The sequence below is a fragment of the Ruegeria sp. CG3 genome, assembly GCF_056537205.1.
Window position 1 is genome coordinate 71761 of the sequence record NZ_JBQFRC010000003.1, and the last position, 14293, is coordinate 86053.

A 14293-nucleotide genomic window follows, 5' to 3' on the forward strand; every position below is an offset into this window, starting at 1 on the left:
CATGATCAACCGCGCAGATATCCCATTTGCTTTCGCCGCGTCCGCCGGCGCTGCCCTGCGTGGCCTACTGATCCTAATCCGCCTCTGAGCGTGCCATCCGGCGCGCCCGCTCAGAGGAGGACGCCTGCGCGCCATTGGCTTTAGGACAGACAAGAAAGTGACCCCCATGACCAACGTGACCGACCAAGACCGCGTCTTGATCTTTGACACCACTTTGCGCGACGGCGAGCAAAGCCCCGGCGCAACCATGACCCATGACGAAAAGCTGGAAATTGCCGAGCTTCTGGATGACATGGGCGTCGACATCATCGAGGCCGGCTTTCCCATCGCTTCCGAGGGTGATTTCAAGGCCGTGTCGGAAATCGCGCAGCGGTCCAAGAACGCCCGCATCTGCGGCCTGGCGCGCGCCAATTTCGCCGATATCGACCGCTGCTGGGAGGCGGTGAAACACGCCGAAAAGAACCGGATCCACACCTTCATCGGCACCTCGCCGCTGCACCGCGCCATTCCGAACCTGACGCAGGACGAGATGGCCGAAAAGATCCACGAGACCGTCAGCCACGCCCGCAATCTTTGCGAAGACGTGCAATGGTCGCCGATGGATGCGACCCGGACCGAATGGGATTACCTGTGCCGCGTGATCGAGATTGCGATCAAGGCCGGCGCGACCACGATCAACATTCCCGATACGGTAGGCTACACCGCGCCGATTGAAAGCGCGGACCTGATCAAACGTCTGATCGAAACCGTTCCGGGCGCGGACGAAGTGATTTTCGCCACCCATTGCCACAACGACCTTGGAATGGCGACCGCCAACTCTCTGGCCGCCGTTTCAGGCGGGGCCCGGCAGATCGAATGCACGATCAACGGCCTGGGAGAACGCGCGGGCAATACCGCGCTGGAAGAGGTCGTGATGGCCCTGCGCACCCGCAACGACATCATGCCGTGGAAGACGGGCATCGACACCACCAAGATCATGCACATCTCGCGTCGGGTGGCGACGGTTTCGGGCTTTCCGGTGCAGTTCAACAAGGCTATCGTCGGCAAGAACGCCTTCGCACATGAAAGCGGCATCCATCAGGATGGCATGCTGAAGAACCGCGAGAATTTCGAGATCATGCGCCCCGAGGATATCGGCCTTTCAGGCACCTCGCTTCCGTTGGGCAAGCATTCCGGCCGGGCCGCGCTGCGCGACAAACTGGAGACACTCGGCTATGAGATCGGGGACAACCAGCTCAAGGACATCTTCGTGCGGTTCAAGGATCTGGCCGACCGCAAGAAAGAGGTGTTCGACGACGACCTGATCGCGCTGATGAGTGCAGATGACGAGGCCAACGACCACCTGCAGCTGGTCTCGATGAAAGTCACCTGCGGCACCGGCGGTCAGGCCGAAGCGACGGTCGAACTGGAGGTCGACGGCAAGGATGTCATCGCCACCGAGCACGGCGACGGACCGGTCGACGCGACCTTCAAGGCGATCCGGGCCATCTACCCGAACAAGGCGCATCTGCAGCTCTACCAGGTGCATGCCGTCACCGAGGGCACCGACGCACAGGCCACTGTTTCCGTACGCCTGGAGGAAGACGGCATGATCGCCACGGGCCAATCCGCGAACACGGATACCGTGGTGGCGTCGGCCAAGGCCTATATCAGCGCGCTGAACCGTCTGATCATGCGCCGCGAAAAGGCCGGCCCGGGCGCGGATGCGCGCGAGATCAGCTACAAGGATCTGACCTGATCAGACATGGCAGGCAGGGCTCCCGCGCCCGCGGCAGCCCGGCTTCGCCGCGCAGCCTGACGGACTTGGGCCCGGCACCGCGCCAAGGCGCGGTGCCGGGCCCAACACGTTTAGCGGCATCTTTGATGCTGTCAGACGGGGCGGGAGGCCTTCGCCCCTGAAGCACCGTCAGATCTTTGCGAACAGGTCGGAAAGGCGCGCCGCCTCGTCTTCGATCCCGAAGGGCGCGTTGACCACGAACATGCCCGAACCGATCATCCGATGACCCTCACGCGCAGGCGGAAACCGAACTTCGTGCACGAACGTTTTGGGCAGGTCCAAGCCCTTCAGTGCCGACACCATCGGAACATGCCGATCGTCTGTCAGGATCGGATACCACAGCGCAATGAGACCCACGTTCCACTTGCGGTGCAACTTGGCGATCAGCCCCGGCAGGCGGCCATAGTCCGCCTTTACCTCGTAGCTAGGGTCAATCAGCATCACCCCGCGCCGAGGCGTGGGCGGCAGAACCGACTGAGCCAGCTCGAACCCGTCCTGTCTGTAGGTCTTGGCACCGCGCCCGGTCAGCGCTTTTTTCAACGCCGCGTATTCCTGCGGATGAAGCTCGGCGAAATGCTGACTGTCCTGCGGACGCAGCAGGCTTGCCGCAATCATCGGCGAGCCCGGGTAGGCCGTTTCGCCAAACTTCGCCTGCACCGAGCGCAACGCGCGTGCCAGCGGGTGATCGTCGGCAAACCACCCGTTGCTCAGCGCGCGCCCGATCCCTGCCGCCGCCTCTCCGGTCTGCACGGCCTCGGCCGCATCGAGGTGGTACAGACCACGCCCCGAATGGGTCTCGAGATAGCTGATCGGCTTGTCCTTGCGGGTCATGTAGTCCAGCATCCATGCCAACAAAGCGTGCTTTTGCACGTCCGCCAGATTTCCCGCGTGGTAAATGTGTTGATATGAGAGCATGTTGCCTTCTAAAGTCCCTGTCAAAGAGGCGGAAAGGTGCTGATTTACGCGGAATCAGGCCTTTAACCGGGCGTCATGGCACCCTATAAGTCATCCGTCCCGGAACCGTCGAGTCGCGGGCAGTAGAAAACATCTGACAGACAGGATCAGGGGAATATGGGGATCTTTGACAGTTTGGGCGGCCTGTTCACAGCGGATATGGCCATCGACCTCGGGACGGCCAACACGCTGGTCTACGTCAAGGGGCGTGGCGTGATCCTGTCGGAACCCTCGGTTGTTGCCTACCATGTCAAGGATGGGGTCAAGAAGGTTCTGGCCGTGGGCGAAGACGCCAAGCTGATGCTGGGCCGCACCCCCGGCTCGATCGAGGCCATCCGCCCCATGCGCGAAGGGGTGATCGCCGATTTCGACACCGCGGAGGAGATGATCAAGCACTTCATCCGCAAGGTGCACAAGCGTTCGACCTTCTCGAAGCCCAAGATCATCGTCTGCGTTCCCCATGGGGCAACGCCGGTTGAAAAGCGCGCAATCCGTCAATCGGTTCTGTCAGCAGGCGCGCGGCGCGCGGGTCTGATCGCCGAGCCGATTGCCGCCGCCATCGGAGCCGGGATGCCGATCACCGATCCCACCGGCAACATGGTCGTGGATATCGGCGGCGGAACCACCGAAGTGGCTGTCCTGTCGCTGGGAGACATCGTCTATGCTCGCTCAGTCCGCGTGGGGGGCGACCGCATGGACGAGGCGATCATCTCGTACCTGCGTCGTCAGCAGAACCTGCTGGTGGGCGAATCCACCGCCGAGCGGATCAAGACCACCATCGGCACCGCCCGGATGCCCGATGACGGGCGCGGGCAGTCGATGCACATCCGCGGGCGCGACCTTCTGAACGGTGTTCCCAAAGAAATCGAGATCAGCCAGGCCCAGGTGGCCGAGGCGCTGTCGGAACCCGTCCAGCAGATCTGCGAGGCGGTGATGACCGCGCTGGAAACCACCCCGCCGGATCTGGCCGCGGACATCGTGGACCGGGGCGTGATGCTGACCGGTGGCGGCGCGCTGCTGGGTGATCTGGACCTGGCCCTGCGCGAACAGACCGGATTGGCCGTGTCGATTGCCGACGAAAGCCTGAATTGTGTGGCTTTGGGCACCGGCAAGGCACTGGAATACGAAAAACAGCTGCGCCACGCGATTGACTACGAAAGCTAAGGCGCGCACCCTCTGATCTGAGGGTTCAAGATCGGGCACGAGCAGCACGGGAAGGAGTCCTGTGGCAAAAGACCGAGCACAGCGCGACGACTACACCACCCCCTTGCGCCGCTTGTTCATGGGGATCCTTGTTCTGTGTCTGCTGGGCATATTCCTGATTTGGCGCATCGACAGCCCGCGGGTCGAAAGGTTCCGGGCCCAAGTGGTGGATGCCGTTGTGCCCTCGATGGAATGGGCGATGGTTCCGGTCACGGCCGCGATTAACCTCGTACGGGATTTCCAAAGCTACCAAAGGCTGAGCGAGCAGAACCAGGAACTGCGCAGTGAACTGCGCCGCATGCGCGCCTGGAAAGAGGCGGCCCTGCAGCTGGAGCAGGAAAACGCGCGGCTTCTGGACCTCAACAACGTTCGACTGGATCCGCGTCTGACTTATATTACCGGGGTCGTCATGGCCGACAGCGGCTCGCCATTTCGGCAATCTGTCTTGCTGAACGTCGGCGAGCGTGACGGGATCGTCGACGGCTGGGCCGCAATGGACGGCATCGGGCTGGTGGGCCGGATTTCTGGCGTTGGCCCGGATACCGCGCGGGTCATCCTGTTGACCGACGCCTCGAGCGCGATTCCCGCCACGATCCAGCCCTCGGGCCAGACCGCGCTGATTACCGGTGACAATACCCCTGCCCCAGCCGTCGAGTTTCTTGAAAGCCGTGAACTGGTGCGACCCGGCGACCGTGTGGTGACCTCAGGCGATGGCGGCGTATTTCCTGCGGGCCTTCTGATCGGCCAGATCGCCGCCGATCCGGGGGGGCGTCTGCGCGTCCGACTGTCCGCGGATTTCGAACGTTTGGAATTCCTGCGAGTCCTGCGCTACCACTCGGCCGCCCCGATCCGAGACCCGGGCGGCATCGTCGGACCTCCGCGCCCCGAGGCTCTTCTCCCGACCGAGGAGGCCGCCGATGGATAGCGCCACGTCACGCCTATGGCTGATGCGGGGCCTGTACCTGTTCCTCGCTCTGACGGTGATGTTCTTTCACCTGTTGCCTCTGAACACGCAACCGGGTCGTCTGCCCTTTCCTGACTTCCTGATCTGCCTGACCTTTGCATGGGTCCTCAGGCGGCCGGAATATGTACCGACACTCAGCATCGCTGCGGTCATGCTGATGGCCGACCTGCTGCTGCAACGGCCGCCGGGGCTGCTGGCGGCATCCGTTGTCATCGGTTCCGCCTATCTGCGATCGGCAGGCCCCGGAATGCGCGACGTCGGATTCGTGGGCGAGTGGACGACGGTGGGCGTCGTCATCGCGGCAATCTTTGCCTTCAACCGGACGGTTCTGGCGCTGCTGTCCGTCAGTCAGGCCAGCATTGGCCCGGTATTTGTCCAAGTGGTCTTCACGGTCCTGGCCTACCCGCTTGTCGTTGCATTCAGCCAAACCATATTTGGCGTCCGCAGGCCATCTGCGGTAGATGTTGCCACTGTGGGAACACGCTCATGAAACGCACACCCAAAACACAAGGCGCCGCATACAAAAGGCTGACCCGGCGCGCGCTGGTGCTGGGGGGTATGCAATTCGCATTCGTCGGCGGTCTGGCGGCCCGCATGCGTTACATGCAGGTCGATCAGGCCGACCAATATCGCCTGTTGGCCGAAGAAAACCGCATCAACATCCGGCTCATTCCGCCAACCCGAGGGCGCATTTACGACCGCAATGGTCAGATCATCGGGCAGAATGCGCCGTCCTACCGCATCGTGATCGTGCGCGAGGATGCCGGCGACGTCGACAAGGTCATTGCCAAACTGTCACAGCTGATCCCGCTGAACGAAGACGAGATCGAGCGGGCCAAAGCCGAGATGAAACGCACGGCGCCGTTTCTGCCGGTTACGCTGGCCGACCAGGTCACCTGGGAAGATATCTCGAAGGTGGCGATCAATGCCCCCGCCCTTCCCGGCGTCACGCCCGAGGTCGGACTGACCCGTCAATATCCCCGCTACGAGGATTTCGCCCACGTGGTCGGGTATGTCGGACCTGTCAGCGACTATGACCTGAGCAAGATGGAAGACCCCGAGCCGGTTCTGATGATCCCGCGCTTTCAGATCGGCAAGGTCGGGCTTGAGGCCAAGAAGGAAGACCTGCTGCGCGGCAAGGCGGGCGCCAAGCGGGTCGAGGTCAACGCGACTGGCCGGGTGATGCGGGAACTTGACCGCCGCGAGGGCCAGCCCGGCGCCGACCTGCAATTGACCATCGACGCCGACCTGCAGGAATACGCGCAGGCCCGGCTGGCCGGCGAAAGCGCCGCCGTGGTCGTGATCGACTGTGAGACGGGCGATCTGCGGGCCATCAGTTCGACCCCCAGCTTCGACCCCAACCTGTTCGTGCGCGGGATCTCGGTGGCGGATTACCAGGCCCTGACCCAGGACAACCACCGCCCGTTGGCCAACAAGACGGTTCAGGGCACCTATCCGCCCGGTTCGACCTTCAAGATGATCACCGCGCTGGCCGCGCTCGAGGCCGGCGTCGTCGGCCCGGGCAACACCGTCTATTGTCCCGGCTACCTGAAGGTGGGCAGCCGTCGATTCCACTGCTGGAAGCGCGGCGGACACGGAATGGTCGATCTGGAAACCTCGTTGAAGCGCAGTTGCGACGTCTACTATTACGACGTCGCCCTGCGGGTCGGGATCGACAAAATTTCGGACATGGCGCGCAAGTTCGGCCTCGGCATCAAACACGACCTGCCGATGTCTGCCGTGGCGGCCGGCCTAGCGCCGAACCAGGAATGGAAGCAGACCACCCACGGACAGGACTGGCTGGTCGGCGACACGGCAAACGCCTCGATTGGACAGGGCTTCATGTTGGCCTCGCCGATGCAACTGGCCGTCATGACTGCACGCATCGCGACCGGCCGATCGGTGACACCGCGTCTGATCCGCAGTGTCGACGGGGTCGAACAGCCTTCGGGCGCGGGCGAGCCGCTGGACGTCAATCCGGCCAACTTGGAACAGGTGCGCAACGCGATGTACAAGGTCTCGAACGACCGTCGCGGCACCGCTTATCGCAGCCGGATCATCGCAGACGAATTCCGCATGGCCGGCAAGACGGGCACCAGCCAGGTCCGCAACATCACCAAGGCCGAACGGGCCGCCGGGGTCATCCGCAACGAAGACCTGCCCTGGGAACGGCGGGACCACGCGCTGTATGTCAGCTTTGCCCCTTACGACAATCCGAAATATGCGGTGGCCGTCGTGGTCGAACATGGCGGCGGCGGTTCGAAGGCTGCAGCCCCCGTAGCCCGGGACGTGATGCTGCAGGCTCTGTACAACGGCACCCCGCCGCTGGAAGCATATCCCGTGGCCGACCGCGACCGCATCAAGGAACAGCAGAAACGTCTGGAAGGTGATCGCCGCCCGAAAGCGCGCCCTGACGAAAAGGACCGCGCATGAGCTATCTTGAATATGCGGTCAAGACCACGCCGACGGGGATCCGCAAGGTTCTGTACATGAACTGGCCGCTGACGCTTTTGCTGATCAGCGTCGCAAGTGCCGGTATTCTGATGCTGTATTCGGTGGCCGGCGGCTCGTGGTCGCCGTGGGCGGAACCACAGATGGAACGGTTTGGCTTGGGCCTGACAGTCATGTTCATCGTCGCATTGGTTCCGATCTGGTTCTGGCGCAACATGTCCGTCGTCGCCTATCTTGTATCTTTGGGACTTCTGCTGTTCGTCGAACTGTTCGGCACCATCGGCATGGGTGCGCAACGCTGGATCGACCTGGGGTTCATGCGTCTGCAGCCCTCCGAACTGGCAAAGGTGACTTTGGTCATGTTGCTGGCGGCCTACTACGATTGGCTTCCCTCCTACAAAACCTCGCGCCCGATTTGGGTCTTGATCCCGGTTGTCCTGATCCTGATCCCGACCTTCATGGTGCTGCGTCAGCCCGATCTGGGAACTGCAATCCTGCTATTGGCGGCCGGAGGAGGCCTGATGTTTCTGGCGGGCGTGCATTGGGCCTATTTCGCAGCGGTCATCGCGGCGGGTGTCGGCTTGATCTCAACGGTGTTCAAAAGCCGTGGCACGGATTGGCAGTTGCTCAAGGACTATCAATTCCGGCGCATCGACACATTCCTTGACCCCTCGACCGATCCGTTGGGCGCGGGGTATCACATCACACAATCCAAGATTGCCCTGGGATCCGGCGGCTGGAACGGTCGAGGCTTCATGCAAGGCACCCAGTCACGCCTGAACTTCCTGCCCGAAAAGCACACCGACTTCATCTTCACGACACTGGCCGAAGAGTTCGGCTTTGTCGGGGGCACTACCTTGTTGCTGCTTTACGGACTGATCCTGATCTTCTGCCTCGTCACGGCGCTGTCGACCAAGGACAGGTACTCATCGTTGGTGACACTGGGCATTTCGCTGAACTTCTTTCTGTTCTTCGCCGTCAACATGTCGATGGTCATGGGGCTGGCGCCGGTGGTCGGTGTTCCGTTGCCGATGGTCAGCTATGGGGGCTCGGCCATGTTGGTTCTGATGGCCGCCTTCGGCATCGTGCAAAGCGCGCATATTCACCGTCCTCGTTGATCCGAAAGGCCGACCATGTCCGTGAACGTCCTGTTTTCCGCCCGCCCGGCACTTTGGCCGGTTTACGAGCCCTTGCTGAACACCGGGCTGGCCGATGCAGGGGTCAAAGCCACTATCGCCACCGACCTGCCGCCCGATCAGGTGGATTACATCGTCTATGCACCCAATGGCGGGCTGCTTGATTTCACGCCCTACACGCGCGCTAAGGCCGTGCTCAGCCTATGGGCCGGTGTCGAGAAGATAGCCTCGAACGACACGCTGACCGTGCCGCTGGCCCGGATGGTCGATCGCGGTCTTACCCAGGGCATGACCGAATGGGTCGTGGGGCACGTTCTGCGCTACCATCTGGGCATGGATCGACACATCACGGTCCAGGATGGGGTATGGGCCCCGGATCCGCCTCCGCTCGCCACACAGCGATCGGTCTGCGTTTTGGGACTTGGCGCCCTGGGCCGGGCTGCGGCACGGGCGCTGGCGGCGTTGAACTTCAACGTGACAGGGTGGAGCCGTTCGGCCAAGGACGTGTCTGGTGTCACGTGCCTGCACGGATCGGACGGGCTGCGCGTCGCCCTGAGCCAGGCCGAGATACTCGTCCTGCTGCTGCCTGAAACGGTAGCCACGGAGAACACTCTGAACGCGGACACTCTGGCACTTCTGCCAAAAGGTGCGCGCATACTGAACCCCGGCCGAGGCCCGCTGATTGACGACGAAGCGCTGTTGCAGGCGCTGAACACCGGCCAAGTGGGGCATGCCACGCTGGATGTGTTCCGAACCGAGCCGCTGCCCCCCGATCATCCGTACTGGGCGCATCCAAATGTGACCGTGACGCCGCATATCGCGTCGGAAACCCGGCCCGAAACGGCTGCGCAGGTGATCTGCCAAAACATCCAACGCAGCGAATCCGGACGGCCGCTGCTGCATCTCGTCGACCGCGCACTCGGGTACTAAGGCCATCGGGGGCCGCCGCCCCCGTCTTGCCGGGCGCTATTCGACCGCTACGAGTCCACCAGTCCCCGACCTTTCAGCAGGGCTTCGACACCCGGCAACCGGCCCCGGAACGCCAGATACAGATCCTCGGCTTCCTTCGAGCCTCCTTTGGACAGAATATTGTCCTCCAGAGCCTGCGCCCGCTCGGGATCAAACGCGCCTCCTGCCTCTTCGAAGGCAGCAAATGCGTCGGCATCCATCACTTCGGACCACATGTAGCTGTAGTAACCCGAGCTGTAGCCATCACCCGCAAATACATGAGCGAAATGCGGCGTCGCGTGGCGCATACCGATGGCATGCGGCATCCCGATCTCGGCCAGAACCTCAGCCTGCTTCGCCATGGGGTCAGCCGGGGCCGGACCGTCGTGGAAGGCCAGGTCGACCAGCGCCGAGGCGACGTATTCGACCGTCTGAAAACCCTGATCGAAATTGGCGGCGCCCAGAACTTTGTCCAGCAGTTGCGGTGGCATCGGAGCTCGGGTTTCGGCATGAGTTGCGAACTCGGCCAGAACCTCCGGTACTTCCAGCCAATGCTCATACAGTTGGCTGGGCAGCTCCACGAAATCCCGCGCAACGCTGGTCCCCGAGATGCTGTCATAAGTCACATCCGACAGCATCTGGTGCAGCGCGTGCCCGAATTCATGAAACAGGGTCCGTGCGTCGTCATATGACAGCAGCGCCGGATCGCCCTTGGCGAAATTGCAAACATTGATGACGATTGACGTCTGGACCTTGGGAAACTTGGCCTGCGCGCGCATCGCGCTGCACCACGCACCCGACCGTTTCGATCCACGCGCAAAATAGTCTCCGATGAACACGGCAACGTGTTTGCCACGCCGGGTCACCTCCCAGGCTCGGCAATCCGGATGGTACAGCGGCACATCCAACGGCGCGAACTCCAAACCGAACAAGCGGTTGGCGCAGGTAAAGGCGGCTTCGATCATGCGCTCCAGCTGCAGGTAGGGTTTGAGTTCTGCCTCATCCAGATCATGCTCGGCCTTGCGCCGTTTAGCGGCATAATACCGCCAGTCCCAGGGTTCGAGCGGACCGTTGACGCCATCCTCCTGCATCATCCGCGTCAGGATCTCCGCGTCGGCCTCGGCCCGGGCCTTGGCGGGTGCCCAGACCTGCATCAGCAAGTCGCGCACCCGTTCGGGGGTTCGGGCCATCTCGGTCTCCAGCTTGAAGGCCGCAAAGCTGTCATAGCCCAGCAGCTTGGCCCGTTCCTCGCGTAGCTGAAGGATTTCGGCGGCAATCGCGCGGTTGTCGGTCTCGCCTCCGTTTGCCCCGCGTGACGCCCAGGCGCGGTAAGCCTTTTCGCGCAGGTCACGACGTGGCGAGAACTGCAGGAACGGCACGATCAGAGACCGCGACAGCGTGACAACCGGCCCCTTGGCCCCTTTTTCCCGACCGGCCGCGTGTGCCGCATCAACCACGAAACCCGGCAGTCCCGCCAGGTCATCTTCGGTCAGTTCCATGAACCAGCCACGCTCGTCCGCCAGCAGGTTTTGCGTGAACGCGGTGCCCAATGACGCCAGACGCGCCTTAATCTCCTGCATCCGGGCATCTTCCGCACCGTGCAGCGCTGCACCCGAGCGGACGAACCCGCGATGGGTGAGCATCAAAACCCGATCCTGTTCCTCGGTCAGATCCAGCGTATCTCGTTTCGCCCAAAGGTCGTCCAAACGCTGGAACAGCGCCTTGTTCGAGGAAATCGCGGCGAAATGGGCTGCAAGCTTGGGCGAAAACTCCCGTTGCAGCGCTTCGCGCTCCGGGTTGCTGTCTGCGCCAGCGACCGTGAAGAACACCGACAGAACCTTGTTCAAGGCCTCGCCCGCCGCTTCCAGCGCTTCGATCGTATTGGCAAAACTCGCGGGCTGGGTATTCGTCGCGATGGTGTCGATCTCGTCGGCATGGGCCTGCAGAGCAGCTTCCAGTGCCGGGGCAAAATCGTCATCCGAGATTTCGGCAAAGGGCGCGATTTCGAACGGGATCGTCCAGTCGGACAGGATCGGATTGGTCATTGGGGTCTCCTTCAAGCGTCAAGCTAGGAATGCCGGGCAAGCTCGTCCAGTGGCCGCGATCAAACGGGTTGACCGCAAACCGGGCAATCGTCCCGCCGGGACAGGGTGATCTTGCGGCTTTCGCCATAAAGCGCGTCATAGATCAGCATCTCGCCACGCAAGGCCTGACCTGCACCCGTGACTACCTTGACCGCTTCAACCGCCATCATCGCCCCCACCACGCCCGGCAGTGGCCCGACCACCCCGGCCTCGGCGCAGGAGGGCGCCAGACCCGGCGCAGGCGCTTCGGGAAAAATGCATTGGTAGCAGGGAGCGTTGTTGGCGGTGTCAAACACGCTCAGTTGGCCTTCCCATTGGGACAGCGCGCCTGAGATCAGGGGCTTGCCCAAAGCCACCGCGGTGCGGTTGGTCAGATACCGGGTTTCGAAATTGTCGGTGCCGTCGAGGATAAGGTCATAATCCGCGAACAGGTCGGCCGCGATGTCGTCCGTCAGGCGGCGGTGATAGGGGCGAACGATGACATTGGGGTTCTGCGCCTCCATTGCTTGCTGCGCAGAAAAGACTTTGGGCATTCCGATGTCTGCATCCCGATGGATGACCTGCCGCTGCAGATTGGCATTCTCGACGACGTCATCATCAATGACGCCAATCGTGCCCACGCCGGCGGCGGCAAGGTACTGCAGCGCCGGTGCGCCCAATCCACCTGCCCCGATCACCAATACACGAGCGGTCTTCATCCGTTTCTGCCCGGGTCCACCAAGCTCGCGCAGGACGATGTGACGGGCATAGCGCTCCAGTTCGGCTTCGCTGAACTGGTCAGATGGGCTGCGCGGTCGAATATCCGACGGAGGATTGGCCCGGCGCCTCAGGGCTTTCACCACAGCGCCATAACCCATGGCCAGCAGAACGAAGCCACCCAGGATCAGCCACATCGCGGCCGAGCCGCCTGTGGCCTCGCGCAGTGGGTTCCCGTCGGGCAAAACCAGATGAGACAGAACCACACCTGCCAGCAACACCAAAACCGACACCCAACGGGCAGTACGCGAGGCACCAGCGAGGTAGCCAAGCCCCCACAGCCCCGCTGCCAGTGCCAGTACCAGAACCATCAGGCGCGCCCCGTGGATCCGAACCCACCGGAACCGCGCTGCGATTCCTGCAGGCTGTCCGCCATCTCGAACCGCGCCTGGATCACCGGGGCCACGACAAGCTGCGCAATTCTGTCGCCATGTCCGATCTCAAAGGCTTCCTGACCCGCATTCAGCACGATCACCCCCAAGGGACCGCGATAGTCGCTGTCGATCGTGCCCGGTGCGTTCGGCAGCGTGATCCCGTGTTTCAACGCAAGTCCCGAGCGCGGACGCACCTGGATCTCATATCCATCCGGAATCTCTACCCGCAGGCCGGTCGGAACCAAGGCGCGCTCACCGGGTTGAAGGGTGATCGATCCTCGATCAGGCAGGTTGGCCCGCACATCCGCGCCGGCTGCCCCGGCCGTTTCATAGGACGGCAATGCAATGGCCGGATCGGCCCCGTCTTCTCGAATCACCCGGATTGCCACCATCAGCGCATCCCAACCTTCATCTTCTGTCAAACAACCGCATCACAGCGCCAGCGCGGCCGCGATCTTTTCCGCCAGCCGTACGGCCACTGCGTCCTTGCCCATGCGCGGCCACTCCTCGGCACCCGCATCCGATATCAGCACGACCGCATTTTCGGCCCCACCCATGATGCCGGTCACCGAACTGACATCATTGGCCAGAATCCAATCGCACCCTTTGCGCGCCCGCTTGGCGGTTGCGTGGGCGATCACATCATCCGTCTCGGCGGCGAAACCCACGACCAAGCTGGGTCGGCCGGTCTCCAGATGCGAAATCCGTTTGAGGATGTCCGGGTTTTCGGCAAATTGCAGTGCAGGCATTCCGTCGCGGCTTTTCTTCAACTTGCGGTCTGATGCCCCGTCTACCCGCCAATCGGCCACGGCTGCGGCAAACACGCCCGCATCCACCGGCAGAGCCGCGTCCACCGCATCCGACATTTGTTGCGCAGTCTCAACCTGCACAACCTGGACGCCCTGGGGTGGTGGCACATCCGCGGGGCCGGTTACGAAAACGACTTCGGCCCCCAGGGCCGCCAAAGCGTTGGCAATCGCCGTCCCCTGCGCCCCCGAGGATCGGTTTGCGATGTACCGAACCGGATCAATCGGCTCATGCGTCGGCCCCGACGTCACGAGAATCCGCTTACCCTTCAGTGGGCCATCCGACAAGGCAGACTCGACCGCCGCCACGATTTCGAGAGGTTCCGACATGCGGCCGGGACCGAACTCGCCACAAGCCATGTCACCGTCATTGGGTCCGACAAACCGGACGCCGTCCGCGATCAGCTGCTTGTGGTTCCGACGCGTTGCCGGATGGTTCCACATCCGCACGTTCATCGCCGGCGCGCACAAAACAGGGGTATCCGTGGCCATCAACAGGGTCGATGCCAGATCATTGGCCAGCCCCCCGGCCATCTTTCCCATCAAATCCGCGGTCGCCGGTGCCACGACGATCAGATCGGCCGAACGTGACAGCTGGATATGTCCCATCTCGGCCTCGTCCGTCAGGTCGAACAGATCACGATAAGCTTTTTCACCGGCAAGTGCAGACACGGACAAGGGGGTCACGAATTCCTCGGCAGCGCGGGTCAGGACCGGGGTCACCGCCGCCCCGCGCTCCTTCAACCTTCGGATCAGATCCAGCGATTTGTAGGCCGCGATCCCACCGCCAAGGATCAGGAGGATCCGTTTGGATGCCAGCATGTTCAGCCCTTCCCGGTC

General features: G+C 62.6%; 12 protein-coding genes. 7 read left to right on the top strand and 5 right to left on the bottom strand.

Annotated features, from left to right (window positions below; translation table 11 throughout):
- The first annotated feature begins 166 nt into the window (after nucleotides 1-166).
- Nucleotides 167-1738, top strand: a complete 1572-nt coding sequence (locus ACR0NB_RS13640; protein ID WP_480775963.1) for a 2-isopropylmalate synthase — start codon at nucleotides 167-169, stop codon at nucleotides 1736-1738.
- A 168-nt stretch (nucleotides 1739-1906) separates the two neighbouring features.
- On the opposite strand, the gene ACR0NB_RS13645 is transcribed toward ACR0NB_RS13640, so the two are convergent.
- Nucleotides 1907-2692, bottom strand: coding sequence for a 23S rRNA (adenine(2030)-N(6))-methyltransferase RlmJ (locus ACR0NB_RS13645; protein WP_170438451.1), 786 nt, complete (start codon nucleotides 2690-2692; stop codon nucleotides 1907-1909).
- 156 nt (nucleotides 2693-2848) lie between these two features.
- Between ACR0NB_RS13645 and ACR0NB_RS13650 the strand changes: the two genes are divergently transcribed.
- The 6 genes from ACR0NB_RS13650 to ACR0NB_RS13675 all read left to right on the top strand — a co-directional run bounded on the left by ACR0NB_RS13650 (nucleotide 2849) and on the right by ACR0NB_RS13675 (nucleotide 9415).
- Complete coding sequence (locus tag ACR0NB_RS13650) at nucleotides 2849-3895, top strand: rod shape-determining protein (protein ID WP_093963423.1); 1047 nt, start codon at nucleotides 2849-2851, stop codon at nucleotides 3893-3895.
- 61 nt (nucleotides 3896-3956) lie between these two features.
- Complete coding sequence (mreC, locus tag ACR0NB_RS13655) at nucleotides 3957-4859, top strand: rod shape-determining protein MreC (RefSeq protein ID WP_170365324.1); 903 nt, start codon at nucleotides 3957-3959, stop codon at nucleotides 4857-4859.
- A complete protein-coding gene (locus ACR0NB_RS13660; RefSeq protein ID WP_170438452.1) occupies nucleotides 4852-5388 on the top strand; it encodes a rod shape-determining protein MreD in 537 nt (178 codons plus the stop codon). The genes mreC and ACR0NB_RS13660 overlap by 8 nt, the downstream gene beginning before the upstream one ends.
- Nucleotides 5385-7331, top strand: a complete 1947-nt coding sequence (mrdA, locus tag ACR0NB_RS13665) for a penicillin-binding protein 2 (protein WP_170391925.1) — start codon at nucleotides 5385-5387, stop codon at nucleotides 7329-7331. Before ACR0NB_RS13660 ends, mrdA begins: the two co-directional genes overlap by 4 nt.
- Nucleotides 7328-8467: a rod shape-determining protein RodA gene (gene rodA / locus ACR0NB_RS13670; protein WP_480775964.1), complete on the top strand. Its 1140-nt coding sequence runs from the start codon at nucleotides 7328-7330 to the stop codon at nucleotides 8465-8467. The genes mrdA and rodA overlap by 4 nt, the downstream gene beginning before the upstream one ends.
- 15 nt (nucleotides 8468-8482) lie before the next feature.
- Entirely contained in the window at nucleotides 8483-9415 is a 933-nt protein-coding gene (locus tag ACR0NB_RS13675; protein WP_480775965.1) for a 2-hydroxyacid dehydrogenase, read from the top strand.
- 47 nt (nucleotides 9416-9462) lie between these two features.
- Here the strand turns inward: ACR0NB_RS13675 and ACR0NB_RS13680 are convergent, their stop codons facing one another.
- From ACR0NB_RS13680 to coaBC, 4 genes are read right to left on the bottom strand one after another with little or no spacing between them, the layout of a single operon-like run.
- Nucleotides 9463-11478 (bottom strand): M3 family metallopeptidase, encoded by a 2016-nt coding sequence (locus tag ACR0NB_RS13680; protein WP_480775966.1) that lies wholly within the window; start codon nucleotides 11476-11478, stop codon nucleotides 9463-9465.
- 59 nt (nucleotides 11479-11537) lie between these two features.
- Entirely contained in the window at nucleotides 11538-12584 is a 1047-nt protein-coding gene (locus ACR0NB_RS13685) for a HesA/MoeB/ThiF family protein (RefSeq protein ID WP_480775967.1), read from the bottom strand.
- A complete protein-coding gene (gene dut, locus ACR0NB_RS13690) occupies nucleotides 12584-13039 on the bottom strand; it encodes a dUTP diphosphatase (protein WP_170342597.1) in 456 nt (151 codons plus the stop codon). Before dut ends, ACR0NB_RS13685 begins: the two co-directional genes overlap by 1 nt.
- A 39-nt stretch (nucleotides 13040-13078) precedes the next feature.
- Nucleotides 13079-14275: a bifunctional phosphopantothenoylcysteine decarboxylase/phosphopantothenate--cysteine ligase CoaBC gene (coaBC, locus tag ACR0NB_RS13695; protein WP_170360365.1), complete on the bottom strand. Its 1197-nt coding sequence runs from the start codon at nucleotides 14273-14275 to the stop codon at nucleotides 13079-13081.
- Nucleotides 14276-14293: the final 18 nt, after the last annotated feature.

What these genes read in the sequence shown, in the direction of transcription:
- ACR0NB_RS13640 (WP_480775963.1), top strand. Translation starts at nt 167, where the DNA reads ATGACCAACGTGACCGACCAAGACCGCGTCTTGATCTTTGACACCACT.
- ACR0NB_RS13645 (WP_170438451.1), bottom strand. Translation starts at nt 2,692, where the DNA reads ATGCTCTCATATCAACACATTTACCACGCGGGAAATCTGGCGGACGTG.
- ACR0NB_RS13650 (WP_093963423.1), top strand. Translation starts at nt 2,849, where the DNA reads ATGGGGATCTTTGACAGTTTGGGCGGCCTGTTCACAGCGGATATGGCC.
- ACR0NB_RS13660 (WP_170438452.1), top strand. Translation starts at nt 4,852, where the DNA reads ATGGATAGCGCCACGTCACGCCTATGGCTGATGCGGGGCCTGTACCTG.
- mrdA (WP_170391925.1), top strand. Translation starts at nt 5,385, where the DNA reads ATGAAACGCACACCCAAAACACAAGGCGCCGCATACAAAAGGCTGACC.
- rodA (WP_480775964.1), top strand. Translation starts at nt 7,328, where the DNA reads ATGAGCTATCTTGAATATGCGGTCAAGACCACGCCGACGGGGATCCGC.
- ACR0NB_RS13675 (WP_480775965.1), top strand. Translation starts at nt 8,483, where the DNA reads ATGTCCGTGAACGTCCTGTTTTCCGCCCGCCCGGCACTTTGGCCGGTT.
- ACR0NB_RS13680 (WP_480775966.1), bottom strand. Translation starts at nt 11,478, where the DNA reads ATGACCAATCCGATCCTGTCCGACTGGACGATCCCGTTCGAAATCGCG.
- ACR0NB_RS13685 (WP_480775967.1), bottom strand. Translation starts at nt 12,584, where the DNA reads ATGGTTCTGGTACTGGCACTGGCAGCGGGGCTGTGGGGGCTTGGCTAC.
- dut (WP_170342597.1), bottom strand. Translation starts at nt 13,039, where the DNA reads ATGGTGGCAATCCGGGTGATTCGAGAAGACGGGGCCGATCCGGCCATT.
- coaBC (WP_170360365.1), bottom strand. Translation starts at nt 14,275, where the DNA reads ATGCTGGCATCCAAACGGATCCTCCTGATCCTTGGCGGTGGGATCGCG.